Raw genomic sequence first — 23,687 nt, 5'->3', positions numbered from 1 at the left:
TCCCATTTAAATGGTTGACTTGGTCATAAAACTGAATAACATAACCCCTTTGCTCCTCCTCCGTTAGGAGGTTTCATTACTACTACGGGTTATTCCGCCCCTATACATGGCATTGGTACTCTGATTCTTGTGGTGCATCCACTTGAATTTCTCCCTTGGCATCCATGTCGTAGGTTCCCACGTTCCACACTCAAGCCTGTATTAAGTTCACGCCGCCTTTATACCGGTCACCGAACGGACAGTAAACAGGTTCCCTCCGAACTAATCCTGAGTTAACGACTCCCCCTCAGTTTTGATGACATCACTACGCTTTCGATACTTCCTCAGCGGTTCAATGGTTTTCGTCTCCTTAATACGTACCTGACAAAGTCTTGCTCTGCCTTTTCCTTAACGCTCAATACCATAGCTTTTGACTAAAGCACCTTAAGGTGGTTTGCAACCTCTACCTGTATAGCGATTGCGAGAGGCCTACTCTCATCTTGAGTGCAGCACAACTAGTTGATTGTGCCTTTCAGGCACACCTCGCCAGTTTTCGTGGCACACAATCATCTGCATATCTCACTATGTATGCTTGTCCCTTGCACTGTTTCCTTTCCCTTTTCTCAAACCATAGGTCGAGGACATAATGGAGGTATACATTGGCTAATATCGGAGATATTACTCCACCTTGCGGTATGCCATTGTCTGTTTTACATTTCTTACCTTCCTCCATGTATCCACCTTTAAGAAACCTACCAATTATCCTTAGTAGGTTAGGGTCAGCGATTCGCAGTTTTAAGAACTCCATCATCCAAGTGTGGTCAACGTTGTCGAAGAAACCTTTGATATCTACATCTACTACATAATTTACTGCCCTCTTTTCAATATAGTGGTTCAGTATTTTCAACGCATCATGGCAGTTGCGATTTGGACGGAATCCAAAGGAACAATCTAGAAAATCATTTTCATAAATGGTATTTAGTATCTTTGTAATACCTTTTTGAACAATTTTATCTTCATGTTCTGGTATTCCCAATGGTCTTTTCTTGTTTGAATTGAGTTTTGGAATATACATTCTCCTTACTGGAACAGGACGATAACTTTTGCTTTTGAGCCTACTTACTAAATCCTCTATGTTTTCTTCTAAACTCTCACCGTACTGCTCTTTGGTTGTACCGTTAATCCCAACTGCCTTCTTATTGGGTAGTTCAAGATGGCATTTAACTAATGCTTTTTTATTTAATAAATGTACAAGAGATGTAAATTTCATTTTAGGATCAGATTTTGCTAATTCTGCTATCCTTATTAGTTTTGTTTCCATTTATTATACCTACCTCTGTGTGTAGTAAATGTGTCCCTAGTAAGGGTGATAACTGGTAGCTAGCCTTTCCTCCATCGGCATTACCCAACTTCATTGGTACTACGCTGCTATCCGACTCCCTACACGGCATTTGGTTTCCTCGCTTTTTATCACTTGTAGAACATACTCTTCTATTAAAATAAGAAAAGACCGGTAGGGTCTCCCGAGTTGCCGTATCATATCAATGTATAACGTGCCAAGGTCACTGACTCCAGAGAGGTTTTATCCTTCTTGCCTTTAACGAATGATAAAATGTAGCTTTCTGCAGTGCTTAAAGCATCAGCCCTCTCGGTTTACTAACATTATGGAGCTCAATCCCTTCAACCATTTGGCTTTCGGCCCGTCACCTAACTGTCTACGCTTAAAGACTAAAGTTACCTTTAGCCCTCCAAGACTCGCTACGAGCGAATGGCTAGTTCTTACTCGACGGGAATCCCACCTGCTATATGATACGACCTAGGCTCGGCCGCACAAGCACCCGTTTGTTTAAGTTCAATCCTACACAAATTAACATGTATTCTTGAGAATAACTTGAATGTCAGGAAAATGAAGGTAGCTAATTGAAATTTTCATTTATAATGGCATTTTCCCCAATTTAAAACAAGGCTCTTCCAACAGGAACAAGCATCCATGTTATCCAATAAAATGATATTAGCTTAGCTAGTACGATTTTATGGATCTTTAACCAAGGGAGTAGGTAAATTTGGGAATCATTAATGGAAAAAATTTTATTGATCGTTTAAATAAGTTGGAAAATGAGATTTGGTTTGATGGTGAAAAAATTAAGGGAAAAATTTCTGAGCATCCTGCCTTTAAAGGGATTATTAATGCAAAAGCTTCCCTTTATGATTTACAAAATAATCCCGTTCTAAAAGATGAGATGACTTTCTTTTTACCTGATAAAGAAGAACCTATTGGACTTTCATATTTGCAGCCCAAATCGAAAGAGGATTTGAAGAGAAGAAGAAAAATGATCGAAAATTGGGCAATACACACTCATGGAATGATGGGAAGAAGTCCTGACTATATGAACACGGCTGTAATGAGCTTTGCCTCCTCTGCCTCACTAATAAAAGGTAGAGAAAATTGTTTTCCTGAAAATATTAGATTTCTATATGAAAGAGCGATGGAACAAGACCTCTCGTTAACACATACATTTATTACTCCCCAGGTAAATCGTTCCCAGCTTTATTTGGATTTTTCTGAAAAGCCTATTTCCGCTAAGATTATTGATAGAAATGAAAAAGGAATAGTCATAAAAGGTGCCCGACTGCTCGCTACTCAAGGCGGGTTAACTGATGAAGTATTGGTTATTTCTGCCCCAAGATTATTTGATAGTGAAGAAGCGTTCGCCTTTTCTATCCCTTCTAACACGAAAGGATTAAGATTTATTTGCAGAGAATCTTTTGTGGGAGGAGAATCTTCTTTTAATCATCCCCTCAGTTCAAGATATGAAGAAATGGATTCAATCGTTGTCTTTGACAATGTATTAGTTCCATGGGATAGAGTATTTTTTTACGATAATATTGAAGCTGCTACTGACTTCATGAATCAAAGCTCTTTTTACACCTTTGCATACCATCAAGTTGTAACCAGACAAATTGTAAAAACAGAATTTATTCTTGGGGTTGTTCAACTTCTTGTCGAGACGATTAATGTTAGTGAGTATCAACATATACAAGAAAAACTTTCCGAAATGATTATTGGTCTTGAAACAATGAAAGCACTATTAGAGAAATCAGAAAATGATTCAGAATTAGATGAATGGGGATATATGCGACCTAGTATGATACCATTACAAGTCGCTTGTAACATCTTTCCTAGAATTTATCCCCGCTTCAGTGAAATTATCCAATTAATTGGAGCTAGCGGAATGGTTTCCTTACCTACTGAGAGGGACTTTGATTCTGATATTAGAGAAGACCTGAACCAATACCTTCAAGCGGCAAACAAGACAGCTAATGATCGGGTTAAAATTTTCCGATTGGCATGGGATCTTTCGATGAGTTCATTTGGTACAAGACAAACCCAATATGAAAGATACTTTTTTGGTGACCCCATTCGATTATCAAGTGCTTTATATAAGAACTATCAAAAAGATAAATATGTTGAAGAAATTAGCAAATTTTTAGATCTAAAAAATTAAGAGTGTCTGGTCAAATTGTCATAATACAGTATCGACCAGTAATAATTTGTCAACTTTTTCCATCCCTTACAAGAAACAGGCGTTTCTACAATTATGGAAACATCCTGTTTCAGAGAAACTTCATCCCATTATTATTTGGAAGTTTTTATGAGATAATTTTAATAATGGTGGTAGTACGGGTAGTGGTGGTGGTGTGGGTGCGGATAGCCAAAACCAAGTCCTGGATAAAAACCAAATCCTGAACCTGGTCCACCTAAGCCAAGACCTGGAGAGAAACCAAAACCTGAGCCTGGTCCTCCTAAACCAATACCTGGATAAAAACCTGGTCCTAATCCTGGTCCAAAATCCTTATTGAATCATCACTCCCGTTATGCAGTAATATTCAACGTTATTATTTTAGGTTTGCTATCATTAAAAATGAAATCTGTTGCTCATCTGTACTTGAAATCTGTTCCAATTGATTAACAATTAACTTTTGTCGCTCCGATGAATGGTTTTGACTTAACTTTGCTTTCCCTTCTATTTTGTTGATTTTTATTTTGAATCCTTGAACTCCCTTGTTCATGCCAGCGAGAAACTCACCATCAACATCTTTTAAATTGTATGAACTGTCAGGAGCTTCGTACTTCAATACCATATCATTTAAGGAGTTCATTAACTCATGTTCATCCTCTAATAGTTCGACTTCTCCGTAAACATGAACAGTTACATAATTCCATGTTGGTACTGCTTTATTCGTCTCATACCAAGATGGTGAGATATAACAATGAGGACCATGAAAAATAGCTAAGACGGTTTGATTTTTGATATCTTTCCACTGAGGATTAGGACGAGCAAAATGTCCATATAAGTATGAATTATCCTTGTTCAAAATTAACGGTAAATGAGTCGCAAATGGCAACCCATTATGTTGAGAAAAAAGAGTCGCAAAACTATGTTCCTTCATAATGTCGAAGGCAAGTGTTTCGTCTTTAATTTTAAAATGTGCAGGAATATACATCTTTTTTTTCTCCTCTCAGAATCTTTTCTTATCATTCAATTAATAATTCCCTATACGATAACCGTTTTTTAACCACAATCCTAATTATCAATGAAAACTTCTTCATCTACTACAATTCGGTCATTCCATAAGCTATGCTATAAGATTTATTCCTTTTCAGATTTAATTTTTTAGCTATGTCAATTAAACATGAAGTTAGTTTTTCACTGATACAGAGCCTTTTTTTGATACGCGAGCATTTTTGCCTAATATACTGAAAAAACAACAATCACTGCTATTACAAGAGTGAAAAGTGTGATGGATTCATCTAGAAATACTGTTGCAAATAGAATCATCAAAAATGGTTGTAAGTATTGAATCTGACTAACTCTTGCTATTCCGCCCATAGCCATTCCGCTATACCATGCAACATATGCTAGAAACTGACTAACCACTGAGAGATAAATAAAACTAACCCAAGCTTGTAAAGGTGCATGGAGCATTTCAGTTGTAATGTTTAGCCCAACTGGAATAATGAAAAATGGAGCACCGATCATAATTGCCCAAGCAATCACTTGCCAACTACCTAATTCTTTCGCTAATCTTCCACCTTCTGCGTAACTAAGTCCAAGTATAATTACTGCTGTTAGTAAAGCTAAATCGGCAAATTGTAATTGACCGAATCCAAGATGAAGTGCATACATAATAACAGCTAAAGAGCCGATTATACTTGAAATCCAGAATTTGAGAGAAGGGATTTCACCTGCTCTAAACATAGCAAATCCTGCTGTTGCTTATGGTAACAGGGCTAATTCCACAGCTCCATGAGAAACAGGCAAGGACTCCATAGCCCAAGAAGTGAGGAGAGGAAATCCTAAAACTGCACCAACAGCAGCAACAATAAGTAGACTTTTGAATTGGCGAGGAGAAGGTAGTTTTTCTTTTCGAACAATCAATACCCCAGCTACTAAAATAGCAGCAACAACTGTTCTTCCTAAACCGACGATCGTAGTCCCAAAATACTCTACTGCAATACTTGTAGAAGGGAGCGTTAAGCTAAAACAAATGACACCTACTAATCCCAACAATAATCCAAATTTCTCGCTGGTTTCTCTCTGCATCTTATCCTACCCCTATTTTTTATTTTGTTTCAAATCTGTACCATTTTTAATTTCCTTAAAAAACAGTTCTGATATAATTAAAATATTAATAGGTACACACACTAAAAATAAACCATTTTTTTACCCATCTGTCCTGGTTCAGTTAAAGGAGGATCAATATATGAGCTCAAAATATATTAAGCTAATGGAAGAAATTAAGCTTCAGCTATCAGATGGATCGCTCATTGCAGGTAGTAAACTCCCTTCTGTTCGTCAGTTATCTGAGTATTTTTCATGTAGCAAAAATACGGTCATTAAAGCATACGAAGAACTAGAAAAAGAGCATTTAGTTTATTCTGTTCCTAAAAGTGGCTACTATGTTGTGAATGAATTACAAAATGCGACGAAAGAAAATGAGGTGATTGATTTCTTATCTGCTGGTCCAGATAAAAACGTAATGCCCTATGTTGAATTTCAACATTGTATGAATCAAGCAATTGAACAATATAAAGAAGAGCTTTTTACATACTCTGATCAACAAGGGCTTTACTCATTACGAGTACAGGTAGTGAAATATTTGCAGAATTTACAGGTGTTCACTCAACCTGAAAGAGTAGTCGTTGTATCTGGCTCGCAGCAAGCCCTAAATTTATTAGTTTCTATGCCGTTTCCAAATGGAAAAAACAATATTCTAATTGAGCAGCCTACTTATTTCGGGTTTATTGAGTCCATCAATCTGCACCAAGCTACTACTTTTGGAATTGAGTTATCGATGGAAGGGATTGATCTTGATCGTCTGGAATACATTTTTCGAAATAATGATATAAAATTTTTCTATATTATCCCGAGATTTCACAATCCTCTTGGACATTGTTACACGAATAGTGAAAAGAAAAAAATCGTTGAGTTAGCTGAAAAATACGATGTATATATAGTGGAAGATGATTTTTTAGGAGACCTGGATCCAAATGCAAAATCAGATCCTTTATTTTCTTTTGATCCTTCTGGAAGAGTGATTTATATTAAAAGCTTTTCGAAAATTTTTCTCCCAGGGTTAAGGATTGCTGCTGTCGTTCTTCCTACATTAATGATTAACAATTTTTTACGATATAAATTTAGTTCGGATTTTAATAGTTCAGCACTTTCTCAGGGTGCATTAGAAATCTATTTAAAAAGTGGTATGTTTAATAGCCATCTCAAAAAAATAAAAGAGGTTTACCGTACTAAAATGCAAATCCTTCAAGAAGCCTGTGAATTATTGCTACAGGATAATACTCATTTTTCTAAACCGACTTCAGGATTCTATCTTTCCATCAGTTTGCCCGAGAATGTAACAGCAAAACAGGTAGTTCATATGCTAAACGAGCAGCATATATATGTCGATGATGCCTCTAGAATGTTTTTACCAGAATATAAAAAGGAAAATCTCCTTCGATTAAGCATCTCTCAAGTGAAAGAGAGTCAAATTAAACTAGGAGTAGAGCGATTGGCTCAATGTATTGCTTTAATTAACAGTAGAAAAAATCATATTACTCCGAATAACTTTTTACTCTTTTAGTATGGGTAAGTGTATATAGAGGGTAGCATCAGGATTATGCGGATTTCCAACTTTTAAATAAAATAAAACCTTCTCAAAACGATGATTTTTGAGAGGGTTCTTCAATTAACTTGCCTCCGAAGTATTGAAAAACTGCTCCGTTAGTAAAAGAAGTTCATATAAAAACTTAATTTGTTTAAGAAATTTTACTTATCTTCCCTTTCATTCAATAATCTTTATTCCATTATAATTTGCCCATATACGAAAAAGACGCGTTCCTAAATAAACGCGCCCTATAATGGAATAACAACATATAGAAATAGATACTACTTAGCTTATTTTTCTTCAAGTAATGCCTCCGTTAGTGTAATCAAACGGTAGTTTAAAAAAGTTGTGAAAAATATGACTTTATTAAATTAAAATTAGTGACAAAAGGTTATTTAAATACTACTACGGATAGATGAAATAAGAGAATTAAGAACTGCTTTTAACTGTTCTTTCGTAGTAGAATCTAGGATTTCTGCTTTACTATTAATCTTGGCCCCAACGACACCAAAGCAGTGATGAACCCCTCGCCGCGCTCTGTGGATGCCTCGTACTCTTTCGCTCCCATTGAGAGCAGCTTCTTAAAAGTTGATGTTACATCGTCGACGTGCCAGTAGACTATAGCACCTGCCGGGCCGGTCGCTGAACCATCGGGCACGTAGCGTTTTTCGATCAGGCCCAGCTCGTACTGGTAATCGCCGAGGCGAAACTCGGCATATCCTGGACGTTCAAAGTATGGTTCGATGCCCAATAGCTCGGCGTACCACTTCCCTGCCGCTAAGTAGAACATCCGTCCAAAAATTGACTGTAGCAAGCCCTCGTATTGTCTGTCTGTCGCTCATAATCGATTTCCTCCTTATGTTGAAGAGAGGTAACCAAAGTAAAAAAGACTTTTAATGATCGAGCTAAAAACTTGAAAAAGGCAAGGCGTGCTGCGGAACTTTTGGATAAGCGTCGAGAAAAAATCTAAGTGTTTGAGTGAGGAAATTTCCCACTCTTTTTTTATTTTTCAACTTTATATTAAACTGTGTGCAAAAGAAAAAGCGATTGAACTTAAAGCTGCGGCGTCCCGTAACCCTTTTGAAAAGACAGTTTATCAGAGTCATATTTTAAGCCTTGGTATGTATATAAATATGATTCTTCAGTAAAAAAAACATCTATCAAAGTAAGAGTCGGAGATAGATGCCCTCGCTAAGGAAATTGAAGAATATAATATCCTCAAATCTATCCCTGGTATCGGAGAAAAGATCGCTGCAACGATAATTTCTGAAATTGGAGAGAAAGATCGGTTTAATGATACCAAGAAGTTAGTTGCATTCGCTGGAATAGATAGATCCTAGTTTGTGTACTCTTCAGGAAAGTTTACTGCATCGGTAAACCGTATAACCATACATGGCTCGTGTAGATTTCTCCACGCCTAGTATATGGCTGTTCAAATTGGTATTCGGGATGCCTGTAAAAAGAAAACGACTGAGGAGATCATTCCACGCAATAGACGACTACGAGTTTTACGATAAGAAACGAGAAGAAGGAAAACCCTTTATGCATGTGCAAACAAACTATTAACTGGTTTAGCTCAAATTAAAAATAACTAGTATAGTTAGATAATTTCGATACCTAATTCCATGTACTTGTTTAAATTATGACTTAGTGGACCGTCTTCCGTAATTAAGTAATCAAGTTCTGAAACGGGACCAACCAAGTAATTGGAAATAGTATTAAGTTTACTTCTTGTTACCAGGGTTGCGATCTTATTTGAACTTTTAATCATCTGACGTTTAGAATGAGACTCTTCTATATGAGGGATGCTGATACCAAAGTCAGGGTGCAGGGAATACACTCCTAAAAAACAGAGATCGGCTCTAATATTTTTAAGCACATCAATTACATCCAATCCTACAGTCACAAAAGATTCCTTAAAGAAGGTTCCGCCCAAAAGGATGATATCTGTATTTGGATGCTTTGATAATGCCAAACTAATAGAGGGACTATTCGTAATAATGGTTCCTTTAAACTCCATTGGAATTTCTTGAGCCAGAAAAAGATTTGTTGTACTTCCATCGATTAAAAGAACTTGTCCATCTTTAATAATTTCCACTGCTTTTAAAGCCAATTTTTTTTTTGCATCTATATTTTCTTCCGTTCTTTCAGAAAAAGTTAAAGCACTCGCTGATGCAGGAAATGCCCCGCCGTGTACTCTTTTGAGAAGACCAAATGAATCCATTTCCCTTAAATCTCGTCTAATTGTGTCCTCGGAAACATCCCATTTCATGCTTAATTCTTTAGCAACGACTTTCCCTTCCTTTTCAAGTATTTGTAAAATTTTGCTTTGCCGTTCTTTTCTAAGCATAATAATGATCAGCCTCCGTGTTTTTGCATGTTTTTTCTTATATTATATTATTTTTTCTGGAATTCACCAATTTTAAAAAAATTTCACGAAATTATTCTTGTTTTTTCTTGTTTATAAAGATAAAATATTCTCAAACACGAAAAAACTGGCTTTAAGATGCAAAAACAAGAAATTATTCGAGGCAAGAAATCTAATAACTGACATTTTGTACTAATTTTAAAATTACATGAATAAAGAGGAGGAAAAAAAGATGAATTACAGTATTGAAACACTAGCTGTAAATACGATTCGTACCTTATCAATTGACGCGATCAACAATGCTAATTCCGGTCATCCAGGGCTTCCTATGGGGGCTGCTCCAATGGCATATGCACTCTGGGCACATCATCTAAATCATAATTCTGCAAATGCAAAATGGTTTAATCGAGATCGATTTATTCTTTCTGCCGGACACGGATCTAGTTTGTTGTATAGTTTGCTTCATTTAGCTAGGTACAATGTATCTTTAGAAGATTTAAAAAGTTTTAGAAAGCTTAATAGCAAAACACCTGGTCATCCCGAATTTGGTCACACAGAAGGTGTTGAAGCGACAACTGGGCCTTTAGGGCAAGGAATTGCAAATGCAGTAGGAATGGCGATGGCTGAAGCGCATTTAGCTGCAAAGTTCAATCGGGATGGATACTCTGTTATTGACCATTATACATATGCTCTAGTTGGCGATGGAGACTTAATGGAAGGCATCTCTTATGAGGCCATGTCTATGGCCGGTCATATGAAACTAGGGAAATTAATTGCATTATATGACTCAAATGATATTTCTTTGGACGGTGAATTAAACCTTTCATTTTCAGAGGACATTCAAAAAAGAACAGAATCTGCTCATTGGCAATATTTACGAGTAGAAGATGGCAATGATGTAGCAGAAATCTCAAAAGCTATTACATTAGCTAAACAAAATACAAACCAACCAACTTTGATCGAAATTAGAACCACTATCGGTTATGGAAGTCCCAAAGTTGCAGGAACAAACAAGGCACATGGAAATCCCCTTGGAGCAGAAGAAGCTCGTGCAACAAAACAAGTATATGGCTGGCACTATGCAGAGGATTTCTTTGTACCGGAAGAAGTTAAAGCCCATTTTGAAGAGCTAAAACAAAGAGGAATTAGCCAAGAACAACAATGGAATGCATTATTCCAGTCTTATCAAGAGACATATCCTGAATTAGCTAAGGAACTGCAACATGCCATCACGGGAGAAGTTTTAATCCATACGGAAGACATCCTGACATTTGATACGGGTAAAACAATTTCAACTCGTGTAGCCAGCGGAGAAGCCATTAACCATTTTGTAAAATCAGTTCCTTCTATTTTTGGAGGAAGTGCGGATCTTTCTCACTCCACAATGACAGATATAAAGGAAGACGCAGCATTCGCAGTAGAATCATTTAGCGGACGAAATATCTACTTTGGTGTTCGGGAACACGCAATGGGAGCGGCTGGCAATGGTTTGGCTCTTCATGGCGGGGTAAAGCCTTTTGTAAGCACATTCTTTGTTTTCAATGATTATCTCAGACCGTCAATTCGTCTGGCAGCCTTGCAAAAGCTTCCAGTCACTTATGTATTTACACATGATTCGATTGCGGTTGGTGAAGATGGTCCAACTCATGAGCCAATTGAGCAGCTAGCTTCTCTTCGTGCGATCCCAGGGCTAACTGTGATTCGCCCATCAGATGCAAACGAAACAGCAAGTGCTTGGGCTTATGCACTACAACAAATAGACGGCCCGGTTGCCTTGGTACTAAGCCGTCAAAACCTGCCTGTGTTCCAAGGAACACAAGCCAATATAGACAACCTTTCTAAAGGAGCTTACGTATTAACGCAAACAAATGAACAACCAGAGGTTATTTTGATCTCTACCGGTTCAGAAGTGTCATTAGCCATTAACGCGAAAGCTGAACTTGAAAAGGAAAATGTGTCGGTTCGCGTTGTCGCAATGCCAAGCTGGGAACTTTTCGATCGTCAACCGAAAGAATACAAAGAGCTTGTCTTCCCTGCTTCTATTACGAAGCGTGTGGCACTAGAAATGGGTATCTCTCTTGGATGGGAACGCTATGTAGGATCAGAAGGGAAAGTATTATCTATTGAAACATTCGGTGCTTCAGGAACGGGCACTGCAGTCATGGAGCTATTTGGATTTACGACAGAAAATGTTGTTCGAACTGCAAAAAGTCTACTGAAATCTTAAATTGGAGGAAATATACGATGAAATTATTTATTGATACTGCAAATCTTGTTGATATTAAAAAGGCATATAAAATTGGCGTTTTATCTGGTGTTACAACCAATCCTTCCCTAGTTGCTAAGGAAGGCGTAAAATTCGAAGACCGCATTGAAGAAATCTGCCAAGCAGTTCCACAAGTAGAGTCTGTTTCCGCTGAAGTAACTCCAGAAGCCATTACAGCTGATGAAATGATTGCCCAAGCTGAAGAGCTTATTAAAATTAACGGCGGAGATGAGAAAATTACAATCAAGCTTCCTATGACTTTAGCTGGCTTAGAGGCTTGCCGTTATCTTGCTGATAAAGGCGTTAAAACAAATGTCACACTTATCTTTACAGTAAACCAAGCACTATTAGCAGCTCGTGCTGGTGCAACGTATGTATCTCCATTTTTAGGCCGCTTAGATGATATTTCCGAAGACGGTGTCCAATTAGTATTAAAAATAGCTGAATTGTTCCGCATTCATAATTTCGACACACAAATTATTGCAGCATCTGTTCGTCATCCTGATCATGTAACTCGTGTAGCAATGGCAGGTGCACATATTGCAACGATTCCATTTTCAGTCATTGAGCAAATTTCTAAACATCCACTTACTAATCAAGGAATCGAAAAATTTGCTGCTGATTGGGAAATTACTCTTAAAAACTAAGTTAAATAAAAAACACGACAGGAATTCTGAACTGCCCCCCGTCAAGTAGACAGTGGAAATAATAAAAATGCACTAAGCGGCTTTAGCTCTATATTCCATAGGGCTAAGGCCGTTTAGTCGTTTTTGATATCTTTCATAATTATAAAATTTAATGTAATCGTCTATCGCAATAGAAAGTTCTTCGAATGTCTCATACTTATGTAAATAATACTTTTCACATTTAAGTGTTCCCCAAAAAGATTCCATTGGCCCGTTATCAATACATCTACCCACCCGCGACATACTATGCGTCATCTCTTCGGCATCTAACTTTCGTTTAAATCCATGAGAGGTGTATTGATACCCTCGATCACTATGAATAAGTGGTTTGTCTCCATCTAAATGGGTTATTGCTTGGTCTAGTGTCTTAAAGACAAGGTTATTATTATTTGAATGTCCTAAAACATAGCTAACAATCGACCCATCATATAGATCACGAATCGCACTTAAATAAGCCTTTTTTGATTTGCCATATTTAAATTCGGTGACATCCGTAACCCATTTTTCATTCGGTTTTTCCGCTGTGAACTCACGATTGAGCACATTTTCTGCAACGTGTTGGGGAGTTGAGGGCTTATAACGTTTCTTCTTTTTCCGAATGACGCTTTCAAGGCCAGATATCTTCATTAGTCTATAAATTCGCTTATGATTGAGGTCCTCCTCGAATTTTCGATTCATATTTAAAGTCATTTGACGGTATCCATAGATTCCATCAACTTTCTCATGAAGAGCCTTCATTTCCTTTATAATTTCTTCATTTCGAATCTCACGAACAGAAGGTGTGCGATTTAGCCACTTATAATAAGCAGATCGTGCAATTCCTGCAACCTCACAGAGTAAGACAATAGCGAGATTTTCTTCCTGATGTAGCTCTTGAATTGCGATATACTTATCTTCAAATCGAATTTGACTTATCTTCGCCTCCTTTCGATCTCCTCTAACTTTTTTAAGAATTCGTTCTCTGCACGTAAACGTTCATTTTCTTTTTCCAGCTTTCGCATCTCGAGTTTAACCTTCTCTTCTGGAGAAAGCTCTGCTTCTACTTTATTCTTTCCTCGCTTATCCCTAAGCGCTTCGTCTCCACCATCTTCATGCTTTTTAACCCACTGATATACTTGTTGATAAGAAACTTGATAGGTCTCGGCTGCTTTTTGATAATCTTTACCGTTCTCCAAGCAATAATAAACAATTTGTTTCCGTTCATCTAAAGTGGTTTTTCTTCCTTTAGTCATAGAGCTCGTCCTTCCGTGTGACGTATCCTTTAATTCACTATGACTATTATACTTGTTAATCCATTTCCTGAGGACCGATAAATCCGATATTTCATACCTTCTTGTAATCTCTCGTAAAGAATATTTACCAGAAAGGTAATCCCTTATGGCGGATAGTTTTAGTTCCTTAGAATACCTTTTCCAAGTGGAAGACTCCTTTAGACCGTCCGTCCCATACTTATCAAATTTATGTTTCCATTCCAAAATAGAGGAGTGGTGTACTTTATAAATTGATGCGACTTCGTTTATCGAATATTGATTATCCTCCAACACTTTCAATATCTCGAATTTTTCTTCTACAGAATAGGACCTTTTAGACATAATAAATACTCCCCAATAAGTAGCCAGATTTTTTATTTTTTAATCTGTCTACCTATTGGGGAGCATATCATTCCCCTGTCGTGTTTTTAATACCTAATTTGTTATATAAGATTTTCAATTGCCGCTCTTTCAATTTCAAGTCCGTTGGAATAACGTTTCATAAATTGCTCAAAGCCCTCCACATCCTTAGAATCAGGAGACATAATCTCACCAGCTTTTTCTGCAAATACTATCTGACTTAAATACGTTTCCAGTGTTTCATTATCAGCTTTATTAATCATATAGGATGCAAGCAAAGCGATCCCCCCATGCTCCGCCTCTTAGAGCGTGTGCGATTCGTGCCGCTTATGAAGCGCCAAATCGTCAGAAGGATAATGAGACTCTTTTTCAAGTCCTATCTATAGGTACCATATTATTTAATCTTGGCCTCTTTTTTATTTCATCGTATCGAATATAAGTTACTTTCCTCATTCTAAACTCCTTTTAAATAAAAAAATCCGAGAACAACCATACTATCAAAGTATGGTTGTTCTCGTGATTTCAGATTGTAGACAAAAGGCATCCGGATGCCTTTTTGTTGTCCTTTTGCTCGTAAGAGCAAAATTTAGGCCTATCCTATGCCTATTATTACGCCAATTCTGAACTTTTTCATGTACAGGTTGCCATCTTTTCGAAGCTCACCAAAAATCCCCAACTGGCGTCCATTGGTAAGTTTCTTTATAAGTTTTTCTATTCGATCTTCCGAAACATTCATGGCTTTGGCAATTCTAGGTACCTGTGCCTTAGCTGCTTCCGGAGTTAAATCCGGATCATAACCAGAACCGGAAGTTGTCACTAGATCTGGTGGAATCGTGTCACCTAAATTTCCATTTTCCTTTTTTAATTGATTCACATTGTCTTTCACTGTTTGAATGTATTCTTTTGATGCAACGGCTGCATTCGTTGCTGCAGATGCTTTTGGGTCATATTTTGCCGCGGATGCTCTTGGATAGAACCATTGCGGACCCTTAAACTGTTGAGCCAAATGCTCTGAACCCTTAGTCGATTGACTAGCCAAATTGTGTAAACAAAATGCAAAGATAACGATTTAAGACTCCCAATTTGATCAAGCTCGCTTTTGTGCCAAAAAACCTTGGTTGACTATCTTTTTATTATTTAAGAAACGTGATAATCCAAATGTTGTAATACTTGCAAACACAATACTTAACGCACTGAACCATGTAATTGATGATAATGATATTTGCCCCACAATTACTCCACCTAAACCTGCACCAACTGCAAAACCTAATTGCATCATCGATTGGTTCAGACCTAGCAACACATCTGAGGATTCAGGTGATATCGTTGCTAAATTATATTGCTGAGTTGCACCTGATGACCATCCTGCAAATGACCAGACTGTCAATATAATAAATACTGCAATAATTGAATGTGATGTGAATGAAAGCACGACTAAAGATGTTCCGTTTACAAGTAACCCTCTTTTTAATGTAAAAATTACGCCTCTTTTATCTGCACTAAAGCCACCTAGCTTAGAACCAAATAAGCTTGCAACTCCAAGAACAAGTAAAGTAATGCTTAAAAGATGATCACTCATACCTACAGTATTTACAAGGAATGGAGATAAATAAGTAAAAATAATCCCGTAACCTGTCATTAAAAAGAAGGTGATTGATAATGCTAAAGCAATTTTTGGTTTTTTGAACATAGCAATTTGTCTCGTTAAAGAGATTGAAGCTTCACCATTCATTTTTGGTATTGTATTTAAAATAATAAAAATCACAAGTAAAACTAATAATGCGATACCGATAAAAACAAATCTCCATCCATACATAGATGTAATAAAACGTCCAATAGGAACACCAATGATTAATGATCCGGTAAATCCCATGACAACTGTTGCAATTGAACTTGCCTTTTTATTAGCAGGTGCAACCTTTGCTGCGATACTTAAAACTGTAACGACCGCTACACCTGTACTTAAAGCCATAATAATGCGAGCAATCATAAATAATCCATACCCTGGAACAATTACTGAAAGTAAATTTCCTATAATAAAAACAAATAAAGTATAGATCAGTAATTTACGTCTTTCCATTTTAGCCGTTAATACCATTAATATAGGTGTACCGATTGCATAGGCTAATGAAAAGACTGTAATTAATTGACCAGCCGCTCCAATTGACACTCCTAGGGCATCTGCCATTTTATCCAAAATACCTGAGATGATGTACTGAGAAGTACCAACTAAAAAACTTATCAAAGCTAAAATATAAATCTTTGCTTTATTTGACATGTGAAATTTCCTCCTCAATATCACTATTAATTTCTATATTTCTATAAACACTGAAATAATAAACAAAATGAAAGAAGCTATTTCAGCTTCATTCTATTCTAATGCTTTAAATTAATGTATTAAGATGCTTCTTAACATCGTATTCTTCCAATTCTTTACCACTTTTTAAACGATGAATAAAATCAGGATTAGAAATTAATGGACGTCCGAAAGCAGCGACATCAATTATTCCCTCTTCAATCGCCTGATTCGCCCTTTCTGGACTTAATGTACCTACCCCAATAATGACACCATCCCAGTATTTTCGGACTAATTGATGCATCGTTTTTCCATTTGCAAGCACTCGATCAAATTGCATAATTGATGGGTGAATCATTGTTGCACCCGCTTCCTTAAATGCCTCAACAAATGTACGAATAGCCATTTCTGGATCTTCCCACATGTAATTTGATATATCTGCTTTATGAGCAGAGAATCGGATCATTGTTCGTTCTGTACCGATTGCGTCGATAACTGCTTTAATTACTTCCTTCATGAACGTTAATCTTTGAGCAAGGTCACCCCATATTCGTCTGTACGATGATTTGTTATATCTGAATTAAATTGGTCAATTAAGTATCCGTGGGCACCGTGAATTTCCACACCATCAAAACCTGCTGCTATTGCATTTTTCGCAGCTTGCGCATATTGATTGATTACTTCATTAATATCTTCAATTGTCATTTCTTCAGGAACATCATATGGCTTTCGGAATCGAGAGACTAGGCCTTCAGCTGGAATAGCTGATGGTGCTTGAGGAGGCAGATTTCCAGCAAGCTCGTGATGAGATAAACGACCAACATGCCATATTTGAGCGATCATTGTTCCTCCCTCTTTATGCACAGCATCAGTTACTTTTTTCCATCCCTTAATTTGTTCGTCTGAATAAATGCCTGGAATTCCAGGATAGCCTTTTCCACGAGGACTAATGACGGTTCCTTCTGAAATGATTAAACCAACTCCATCGGCAGAACGTTTTCGGTAATATTCAACAATATCCTCTCCTACTACGCCCGTCTGATCATCTGCAAAGGATCTTGTTAACGGTGCCATTGCGATACGAGAGCGTAAATTCCAAGCTCCGATTTTTATCGGTTCAAACAATTTACTTTCTATCCCATTTTTTAAATTTCTCCAAGAATTTGTTTCTTTGCTAATATGACCCATACATTTTCCCCCGTTTATTTCAATTATACGGTATTTCTATAAATACTGAAATAAAATTAAAATTATTCCGCTTTAACATTAAAGTAAAGCGGGAGCGTATTGTTCAAGGACTTCTCGTTGTAAACTGTAATATCTGAAGGTTCCCTCTCTGCGAACTGCTAATAATCCGCAATCGAGTAATGGTTTTAAATGATGTGTCAATGTTGAATTGGCAGGGACTTTTAATTGATTTGCCATTTCCAGGCAAGCTAACTCTGATTGTTGAGCAAGTAATTTTACGATTTGTAAACGAGTCGATTCACCTAGTGCCTTATAGACTTTTACTGCAATATCATCACTCACCGATAAAAACCTCCTTTCAGCAATTCTTATTTCAGTATTTCTAGAAATATTGTATTTAATCAGAGATGCTCTGTCAAGATATATATATATTATATGTCTAGTTAAATACACTCATTAAGGATTAGAACAAACCTACAAAGAGTTGCTCAATTTTTTTATTAATTAGATTCGGGTTGTACCCCACAAAACTATTAAACAAAAAACCCTGTCAGATATACTTACAAGAAAGTTAATAGAAAGTCCACAAAGTTGTATATTCAATTTAAGAAAAGCAGAAAGATGCCGAAAGTCGACCATCATAATTAATATAGTTTTTTATCCTTAACAAAAACAGCATAATACTAAGGGAGTTGCTTAATATGGCGTTCTTAAAAAGCGCTTTTAATTTTACCATTTATTTTAATAGTCTTATCACTAATGCTTCTACCAGTTTTACTTTTAACAGATAATGTAAGTGCTTTTCCATCCTTAATGGATCTTTAGGTGTTGTATAGTCCTTAATATTAGGCTCATCCAAAAAACCTTATCATCACTTGTGATAAGGTTCAGCGTAAAAGCGGTAAGTGCAAAAAATCACCTGACAATAAAAAGCAAGGGTATACATTTATACACTTGCCTATAAATTTCGCGTTTAATAAGATTAGCCGATGAATGCTAATTCGTCATTTTCTATTGTCTAATTTTCATAACTTTATTTATCCGAACTGTTAAACATATAGTCAAGTCTGAACCTGGCCCTTGAGCTTTCCTCATATTTCCACGTGGCTATTTCATCATCAACCTAGTCAAATCTTAGATGTTTTACGTGATTTTAAAATTCAAGGTGGTAAGAAAGAGAATGCTAAGCGAGCCATGTTTATCAGCCCGATGGAGTTATCGATGTTGGATGCCGTCATCAGGTTAGCACGATTGCTAGACAATCCGACCGATATTCTGACACTTGCTCCTCTATTTACCAAGGAAATTCTCTATATCATTAAACATTAATCTTTTTATACCAAATCAAATTAAAGTATTAGTTACAAGACATTGTGATGGGAGCAATGAAAAGAACCTCCATTTCTAGAGGTTTCTCATTCATTAAATATTATAAATAAAATCCTCAGGTATGACCCGTCTTAAGAAATGCTGGGTTCTTTCTTCTTTTGGTCTTGAGAAAATCTCCTTTGGAGAATTCTCTTCTACGATCACACCGCCATCCATAAAGATGACTCTGTTGGCTACATCCTTTGCAAAAGACATTTCATGCGTCACCACTAACATGGTTGTTCCTTCTTTTGCAATATTTTTCATGACGGTTAAGACTTCACCGACTAATTCTGGATCCAGTGCAGACGTTGGTTCATCAAATAAAATAATATCTGGATTTAACGCAATCGCTCTAGCAATGCCAACCCGCTGCTGCTGCCCGCCAGACAGTTCACTAGGGTAGGAATTCAATTTATCTGCCAATCCGACCTTCGCCAAGGCCTGTTGCCCCAGCTCATTGGCTTCTGCTTTCGGCACCTTTCTTCCAATGATAAGACCTTCTGTCACATTCTCTAAAACTGTTTTATTCGTAAACAGATTATAATTCTGAAACACAAAAGCAATCTTTTGCCTGATTTGATGTATTTGTTTTTTGGTTGCCGATTTAAGGTTTACATAAATATCACCAAAAATGGCTTGCCCCTGATCGGCTCGTTCAAGAAAGTTAATGCACCGAAGCAATGTGGTCTTACCAGAGCCACTCGGGCCAAGAATGACAACCACATCACCCCTATCAATCTGTAAATCTACTCCTTTTAAAATCTCATTCTTACCAAAGGACTTGTGGATATTTTTAATCTCTAACATGACTTTGCCTCCAATCATGATCTTAGGCAGCGGCTGCTTTATACTTCCTTAACCGTTTTTCATACAGCTTAAATAAGGTTTCCACTAAGCTGCATAAAATGAGATAGACAAGAAAGATATCGATGTACGCTTCAATAAAATTGTAGCCAACATTGGCTGCCACTTGAGCTTTTAACGTAATCTCTCTCAATGACAAAGCATAACCCAAAGAGGTAGCTTTAATAAGATTGACCGTTGCTGTACAAATATTGGGCAATGCCACCACTAATATTTGTGGAATGAGTATTCTTCTAAACGCTTGCACATTGTTCAACCCAACAGAATAAGCTGCTTCCAGCTGCCCCTTACTGACCGTGCTAATAGCAGAACGAAATACTTCAATTAAAATAGCCGTTGTATTCAACGAGAAAACAATAAATGCGTACCAAATCGGATTGATATCGTAGATACTCGTTTTAACATGATACTTCTCGAATATGGGAGCCAATAGTAAAGGAACACTTGTAAAAATAATAAAAATTTGAACAATAACAGGAGTCCCTCTCACAAATGAAACATAGACTCGTGCCAACTGGCTTATCACTGGAATTCTATTAATCCGCGATAAGGCGAGCAAAAATCCTGAAGGCAGAGCAATGAGTAAGGAGACAATCGTAATGAGTAAGGCTATAGGCACTCCAGATAATGCAACAAAAAAGGTTTTAACTAAAAATGAAACATCCAATCCGACCGACATGCTGTCACCCCCTATGTCGTTTTTATAACCAGTTTACCTTTACTAAAAATCTTTTCTAAATTTGAAAAGAACTGTTCAATCAAAATGGATAAAACCCAGTATATAAGAGATAAGGCAAGATAAATTTCTAACGAATGAGAATTATAGTTATTTGAAATAATAAGGCTTGCTTTCCCCATAATATCAACCAAACCAATGGTATACGCTAATGATCCTTCTTTCATTAATTCAAGGAGGCTGTTGCCGAAATTGGGCAATGCGACAACAAATGCTTGCGGCAACACAATTCTCCGAAATGCTTGGGCAGGACTAAGCCCGACACTAACCGCTGCCTCATATTGTCCACGGTCGATCGCTTCATAGGCCGTTCTCATCACCTCAGACATGAAGGCCCCAAATTGCAGCGAAAAGGTAATCACAACATAAATCAAAGTGTGAAGATGATTCAGTTCTGTACCAAAGTTACTGGCTATTGCCGGAAGCCCGTAATACACTAAAAATAAAAGAACAATAGAGGGGGTACACCTTAAAATGGTGGTATACCCATTGGCGATTTTTCTGGCAGCCGTACTCGTTCCGAGTTTCATTACGGCTAAGATAAAACCTAGAATCGTACCGAACAAAACCGATAGACCTGCAACCATAAAGGTTACGTGTAGAAACGAAAGAAGTTGTGGCAATGCTCCCCAAATGTAGGTACTATCAAAATACGTTTGCATATTCCACCTCTTTTTAGATGGTTACCTTTTAACAGTATCCAATAGTTTAAATAAATCAGTATTATAGAACTTAACCATCAGTTTGTTTGTCTTCTTTTCCTCTTTTATTTTCTTGATGGCTTGATCATAGGCATCTGCAAATTCTTGTTCTTTTTTGTTGAATAATGGCCACGTTTTGACAACCGCAAACTCATTATAAACAAGGTCATTTGCTAAATTATGATAAGGACCATCCTTTGCAAGAACTTGCTTTTCATACGTTGCTCCCAAATAAATGCCTCCATCTACACGTCCTTCATTTACCCATTGAACGACATCCACTGAGAATGCATCTCCTGCTTCCAGTTTAACTTTATTGTCTGGATTGGCTTGGTTATATTCATCTACAATGGTATATTGAGCATTACTTGCCGCAATAGGTGCTAACGAAAGCTTAGCTTTAGCAAAGTCTGATAAGTCTTTTATATTATCGTTTTTCTTTTTTAACAAAATGCCAACTCCGCTAAGTCCGAGGAATTCTTTCGGAAAAATATAACTCTTCGTTCTTTCCTCTGTGAACCAGGCATTTTTTACCCCTACTTGATATTTTCCTTGCTGCACCCCTACCAATAAATCTTCACTGGATGTTGGCACATATTCGAATTCATATTCTGGCAATGCTTTATCCACTAATTTCATGACTTCAATTTCATATCCGGTTGGGTTGCCCTTTTCATCTAGGTATCCGATTGGTTTACCGCCTTGATCAAACGCTACTTTTACTTTTCTTACTTCTTTCTTAGCAGCTCCCTCATCCGATTTTGCCCCAGTTGTTGACGTTGAGCCGCAGCCCGCAATGAGGGTTACTAAAGCGATTCCTGTAGCTGCGATTTTAAAAAACTTATTCATTTTCATTGTCTTTTCCTCCCTTAGATTCATATTGTTGAATAGCTGTTTGAGCTAATTTTAAAATAGTTAGATCATCCATCGGCGGATTATGCAGGCCTGCCCGGACATCTCGGTAATAACGCTGCAGTGGATTGGTCAGCTGTAAGCTTTTTGCTCCGACTAATCGCATAGCTTTGTCGACCACGGTAATCGCGGAATTGGTCACAAGATGTTTGGCTACAAGTGCTTCATTTGTGATATCCCGTTGACGATCCTCATCAATGTAAGCCTCTGCCGTACCATATAGGGCAAATCTTGCTTTGTATAATTCCAAGTCCATCTCGCCTAATAAAGCCTGCACGTTCGACAGCTGAGCGATTGGACCCTTAATACTATTGGGCGAATGGGTATTGGCAAATTCGAGTGCATAGTCCCTGGCCGCCTGCGCGATCCCTAAATAGGTGGCAGGAATCAGCAGACCCCAGCCATTCAGTTTAAACCCCGTATGATAACTGGGAATTTCGACTAAGTCCGACTCATCCACTTCCACGTTTTCTAATACTAGATCATGGCTGCCGGTACCTCGCATCGCGATTACATTCCAATTTTCCTCGATGGTTAGTCCTTCCGCTTCTTTTGGAATCAGCAAAAAGCCTACCGTTCCTTTTTCTTCGATCCAAGCAGAAGTTAAAAAATAATCCAGTTCCGGTGAACAGGTTGTATAGTTCTTCCGCCCATTAATCACCCATTTTCCAGCTGCCCGCTTAGCACTTGTTCCGGGCCGGCCACCGCGAATGGGACTGCCTGTAGCCATTTCGCTTACTGCTCGGTTAATGATGGCCCCATTGTTCACCTCTTCAGCAAAAAACGCTAACTTTTCTGGATTCCAATACCGATTTTCAAATAATTCTCCAACGGTCATTAATGTCCATCCAATCGATAACGCGGTGCTGCCATCATAGCTTCCCAGCTTTTCTTGTAAGAGAATGGAATCGTATAGAGAAAATCCTGACCCGCCAAATTCCTCTGGTAAGGTCAATTTGGTATAACCGATTTTTCTTAACGCTTGGATATTCTCTCTAGGGAAGCTGCCCTCCTTGTCGATTTGCGAGGCTTGTGCTTTAAAGTCCGCTTCTAATGGGTACAGCCGTTCAAGCCACTTACGCTGCTTGCTATTTTTTACAAATAAGGCATGCATGCTCTTTGCTCCCTCCTAACATTTAATAAAAAAGACTGCCCCCATTTAGAATGGAAGCAGCCTTCAGTTGACTGATAAGCTAAGCTCACAAGTTTTTATATACATTATTTGGAATATTATGTATCTATTACATTATAATAAGCATATTAATCCAATGTGTCAACTAGGAATTTAAATTTGAATTTCCATTAACTAATTTACATACTCCAGATTCATATGAATCATCAAGAAGATCTGTACCGTATTGAGATTTTAAATTTTCAATTTTATATAGGTTCTCTTTATTATCTCCATACTGAATATACTTCTTAATAAACGCACGAGGTTTGCACGCTTGTCCCTTTACAAATACTGGAGCCTCATCTATATAATATTGATAAACCTTATCGGTAAGTGGATCCTTCTCGCCTTGATCAATATAATTATGTA

Annotated in this window: 17 protein-coding genes and 5 pseudogenes; 6 read left to right on the top strand and 16 right to left on the bottom strand. The window is 37.4% G+C overall.

From position 1 onward, the window contains the following. Window positions 1–511: 511 nt before the first annotated feature. Window positions 512–1,300 (bottom strand): reverse transcriptase domain-containing protein, encoded by a 789-nt coding sequence (locus CCK98_RS14675; protein ID WP_218780160.1) that lies wholly within the window; start codon window positions 1,298–1,300, stop codon window positions 512–514. A 742-nt stretch (window positions 1,301–2,042) separates the two neighbouring features. On the opposite strand from CCK98_RS14675, the gene hpaB reads away from it, so the two are divergent. Further along, window positions 2,043–3,485, top strand: a complete 1,443-nt coding sequence (gene hpaB, locus CCK98_RS14670; RefSeq protein WP_088087259.1) for a 4-hydroxyphenylacetate 3-monooxygenase, oxygenase component — start codon at window positions 2,043–2,045, stop codon at window positions 3,483–3,485. Window positions 3,486–3,876: 391 nt separating this feature from the next. On the opposite strand, the gene CCK98_RS14665 is transcribed toward hpaB, so the two are convergent. Together CCK98_RS14665 and CCK98_RS35365 are read right to left on the bottom strand one after the other, a co-directional pair. Beyond that, on the bottom strand, window positions 3,877–4,485 hold the full coding sequence (locus CCK98_RS14665) for an FMN-binding negative transcriptional regulator (protein WP_088087258.1): 609 nt from the start codon (window positions 4,483–4,485) through the stop codon (window positions 3,877–3,879). A gap of 195 nt (window positions 4,486–4,680) precedes the next feature. Continuing rightward, a pseudogene (locus CCK98_RS35365) lies at window positions 4,681–5,585 on the bottom strand (DMT family transporter). A 160-nt stretch (window positions 5,586–5,745) separates the two neighbouring features. On the opposite strand from CCK98_RS35365, the gene CCK98_RS14655 reads away from it, so the two are divergent. Further along, the gene (locus CCK98_RS14655; protein WP_088087257.1) at window positions 5,746–7,122 is read left to right on the top strand and encodes a PLP-dependent aminotransferase family protein; all 1,377 of its coding nucleotides are present in this window, start codon (window positions 5,746–5,748) and stop codon (window positions 7,120–7,122) included. A gap of 529 nt (window positions 7,123–7,651) precedes the next feature. On the opposite strand, the pseudogene CCK98_RS14645 reads toward CCK98_RS14655, so the two are convergent. After that, window positions 7,652–7,988, bottom strand: a pseudogene (locus CCK98_RS14645) (VOC family protein); the annotation flags it as partial. A gap of 180 nt (window positions 7,989–8,168) precedes the next feature. On the opposite strand from CCK98_RS14645, the pseudogene CCK98_RS14640 reads away from it, so the two are divergent. Next, window positions 8,169–8,741 (top strand): annotated as a pseudogene (locus CCK98_RS14640) (transposase); the annotation flags it as partial. Between the two features lie 5 nt (window positions 8,742–8,746). Here the strand turns inward: CCK98_RS14640 and CCK98_RS14635 are convergent. Beyond that, window positions 8,747–9,496, bottom strand: coding sequence for a DeoR/GlpR family DNA-binding transcription regulator (locus CCK98_RS14635; RefSeq protein WP_088087256.1), 750 nt, complete (start codon window positions 9,494–9,496; stop codon window positions 8,747–8,749). A gap of 250 nt (window positions 9,497–9,746) precedes the next feature. On the opposite strand from CCK98_RS14635, the gene tkt reads away from it, so the two are divergent. Together tkt and fsa are read left to right on the top strand one after the other, a co-directional pair. Then, window positions 9,747–11,741 carry a transketolase gene (gene tkt, locus CCK98_RS14630; protein ID WP_088087255.1) on the top strand — a complete coding sequence of 665 codons (1,995 nt, stop codon included), beginning with the start codon at window positions 9,747–9,749 and terminating at the stop codon, window positions 11,739–11,741. A 17-nt stretch (window positions 11,742–11,758) separates the two neighbouring features. After that, the gene (gene fsa, locus CCK98_RS14625; protein WP_088087254.1) at window positions 11,759–12,427 is read left to right on the top strand and encodes a fructose-6-phosphate aldolase; all 669 of its coding nucleotides are present in this window, start codon (window positions 11,759–11,761) and stop codon (window positions 12,425–12,427) included. Window positions 12,428–12,499: 72 nt separating this feature from the next. On the opposite strand, the gene CCK98_RS14620 is transcribed toward fsa, so the two are convergent. From CCK98_RS14620 to CCK98_RS14595, 6 genes and pseudogenes are all read right to left on the bottom strand, one after another. Then, window positions 12,500–14,058 (bottom strand): IS3 family transposase gene (locus CCK98_RS14620; RefSeq protein ID WP_088087253.1). Its coding sequence is split into 2 segments (ribosomal slippage): window positions 12,500–13,425 and window positions 13,425–14,058, totalling 1,560 coding nucleotides; the frame shifts between segments, so codons are not numbered across the junction. A gap of 101 nt (window positions 14,059–14,159) precedes the next feature. Further along, entirely contained in the window at window positions 14,160–14,354 is a 195-nt protein-coding gene (locus CCK98_RS14615; RefSeq protein ID WP_256942351.1) for a hypothetical protein, read from the bottom strand. A 314-nt stretch (window positions 14,355–14,668) separates the two neighbouring features. After that, window positions 14,669–15,115, bottom strand: a complete 447-nt coding sequence (locus CCK98_RS14610) for a potassium-transporting ATPase subunit C (protein WP_256942350.1) — start codon at window positions 15,113–15,115, stop codon at window positions 14,669–14,671. A 48-nt stretch (window positions 15,116–15,163) separates the two neighbouring features. Then, window positions 15,164–16,354, bottom strand: a complete 1,191-nt coding sequence (locus CCK98_RS14605; RefSeq protein ID WP_088087251.1) for an MFS transporter — start codon at window positions 16,352–16,354, stop codon at window positions 15,164–15,166. A gap of 106 nt (window positions 16,355–16,460) precedes the next feature. Further along, a pseudogene (locus CCK98_RS14600) lies at window positions 16,461–17,560 on the bottom strand (alkene reductase). A 78-nt stretch (window positions 17,561–17,638) separates the two neighbouring features. After that, complete coding sequence (locus tag CCK98_RS14595; protein ID WP_088087250.1) at window positions 17,639–17,902, bottom strand: helix-turn-helix transcriptional regulator; 264 nt, start codon at window positions 17,900–17,902, stop codon at window positions 17,639–17,641. Between the two features lie 780 nt (window positions 17,903–18,682). Here CCK98_RS14595 and CCK98_RS14590 point away from each other — a divergent pair. After that, window positions 18,683–18,874, top strand: a pseudogene (locus tag CCK98_RS14590) (AraC family transcriptional regulator N-terminal domain-containing protein); the annotation flags it as partial. A 108-nt stretch (window positions 18,875–18,982) separates the two neighbouring features. Here the strand turns inward: CCK98_RS14590 and CCK98_RS14585 are convergent. From CCK98_RS14585 to CCK98_RS14565, 5 genes are read right to left on the bottom strand one after another with little or no spacing between them, the layout of a single operon-like run. Beyond that, a complete protein-coding gene (locus tag CCK98_RS14585; RefSeq protein ID WP_088087248.1) occupies window positions 18,983–19,738 on the bottom strand; it encodes an amino acid ABC transporter ATP-binding protein in 756 nt (251 codons plus the stop codon). 22 nt (window positions 19,739–19,760) lie between these two features. After that, window positions 19,761–20,474: an amino acid ABC transporter permease gene (locus CCK98_RS14580; RefSeq protein ID WP_255286639.1), complete on the bottom strand. Its 714-nt coding sequence runs from the start codon at window positions 20,472–20,474 to the stop codon at window positions 19,761–19,763. Window positions 20,475–20,485: 11 nt separating this feature from the next. Continuing rightward, window positions 20,486–21,193, bottom strand: a complete 708-nt coding sequence (locus CCK98_RS14575; RefSeq protein ID WP_088087247.1) for an amino acid ABC transporter permease — start codon at window positions 21,191–21,193, stop codon at window positions 20,486–20,488. 21 nt (window positions 21,194–21,214) lie between these two features. Then, the gene (locus CCK98_RS14570; RefSeq protein WP_088087246.1) at window positions 21,215–22,087 is read right to left on the bottom strand and encodes a transporter substrate-binding domain-containing protein; all 873 of its coding nucleotides are present in this window, start codon (window positions 22,085–22,087) and stop codon (window positions 21,215–21,217) included. Next, a complete protein-coding gene (locus tag CCK98_RS14565; protein WP_088087245.1) occupies window positions 22,074–23,258 on the bottom strand; it encodes an acyl-CoA dehydrogenase family protein in 1,185 nt (394 codons plus the stop codon). The genes CCK98_RS14570 and CCK98_RS14565 overlap by 14 nt, the downstream gene beginning before the upstream one ends. Window positions 23,259–23,687: the final 429 nt, after the last annotated feature.

Origin of the sequence: Bacillus sp. OV166, assembly GCF_900177675.1 — a bacterium.
Classification (GTDB): Bacteria; Bacillota; Bacilli; order Bacillales; family Cytobacillaceae; genus Neobacillus.
This window is presented reverse-complemented; position numbering and strand designations above follow the sequence as displayed.

Coding starts and splice junctions, on each gene's coding strand:
- CCK98_RS14575 (WP_088087247.1), bottom strand. CDS start 21,193: ATGCAAACGTATTTTGATAGTACCTACATTTGGGGAGCATTGCCACAA.
- CCK98_RS14635 (WP_088087256.1), bottom strand. CDS start 9,496: ATGCTTAGAAAAGAACGGCAAAGCAAAATTTTACAAATACTTGAAAAG.
- tkt (WP_088087255.1), top strand. CDS start 9,747: ATGAATTACAGTATTGAAACACTAGCTGTAAATACGATTCGTACCTTA.
- CCK98_RS14655 (WP_088087257.1), top strand. CDS start 5,746: ATGAGCTCAAAATATATTAAGCTAATGGAAGAAATTAAGCTTCAGCTA.
- CCK98_RS14605 (WP_088087251.1), bottom strand. CDS start 16,354: ATGTCAAATAAAGCAAAGATTTATATTTTAGCTTTGATAAGTTTTTTA.
- CCK98_RS14675 (WP_218780160.1), bottom strand. CDS start 1,300: ATGGAAACAAAACTAATAAGGATAGCAGAATTAGCAAAATCTGATCCT.
- CCK98_RS14585 (WP_088087248.1), bottom strand. CDS start 19,738: ATGTTAGAGATTAAAAATATCCACAAGTCCTTTGGTAAGAATGAGATT.
- fsa (WP_088087254.1), top strand. CDS start 11,759: ATGAAATTATTTATTGATACTGCAAATCTTGTTGATATTAAAAAGGCA.
- CCK98_RS14665 (WP_088087258.1), bottom strand. CDS start 4,485: ATGTATATTCCTGCACATTTTAAAATTAAAGACGAAACACTTGCCTTC.
- CCK98_RS14580 (WP_255286639.1), bottom strand. CDS start 20,474: ATGTCGGTCGGATTGGATGTTTCATTTTTAGTTAAAACCTTTTTTGTT.
- CCK98_RS14565 (WP_088087245.1), bottom strand. CDS start 23,258: ATGCATGCCTTATTTGTAAAAAATAGCAAGCAGCGTAAGTGGCTTGAA.
- CCK98_RS14570 (WP_088087246.1), bottom strand. CDS start 22,087: ATGAAAATGAATAAGTTTTTTAAAATCGCAGCTACAGGAATCGCTTTA.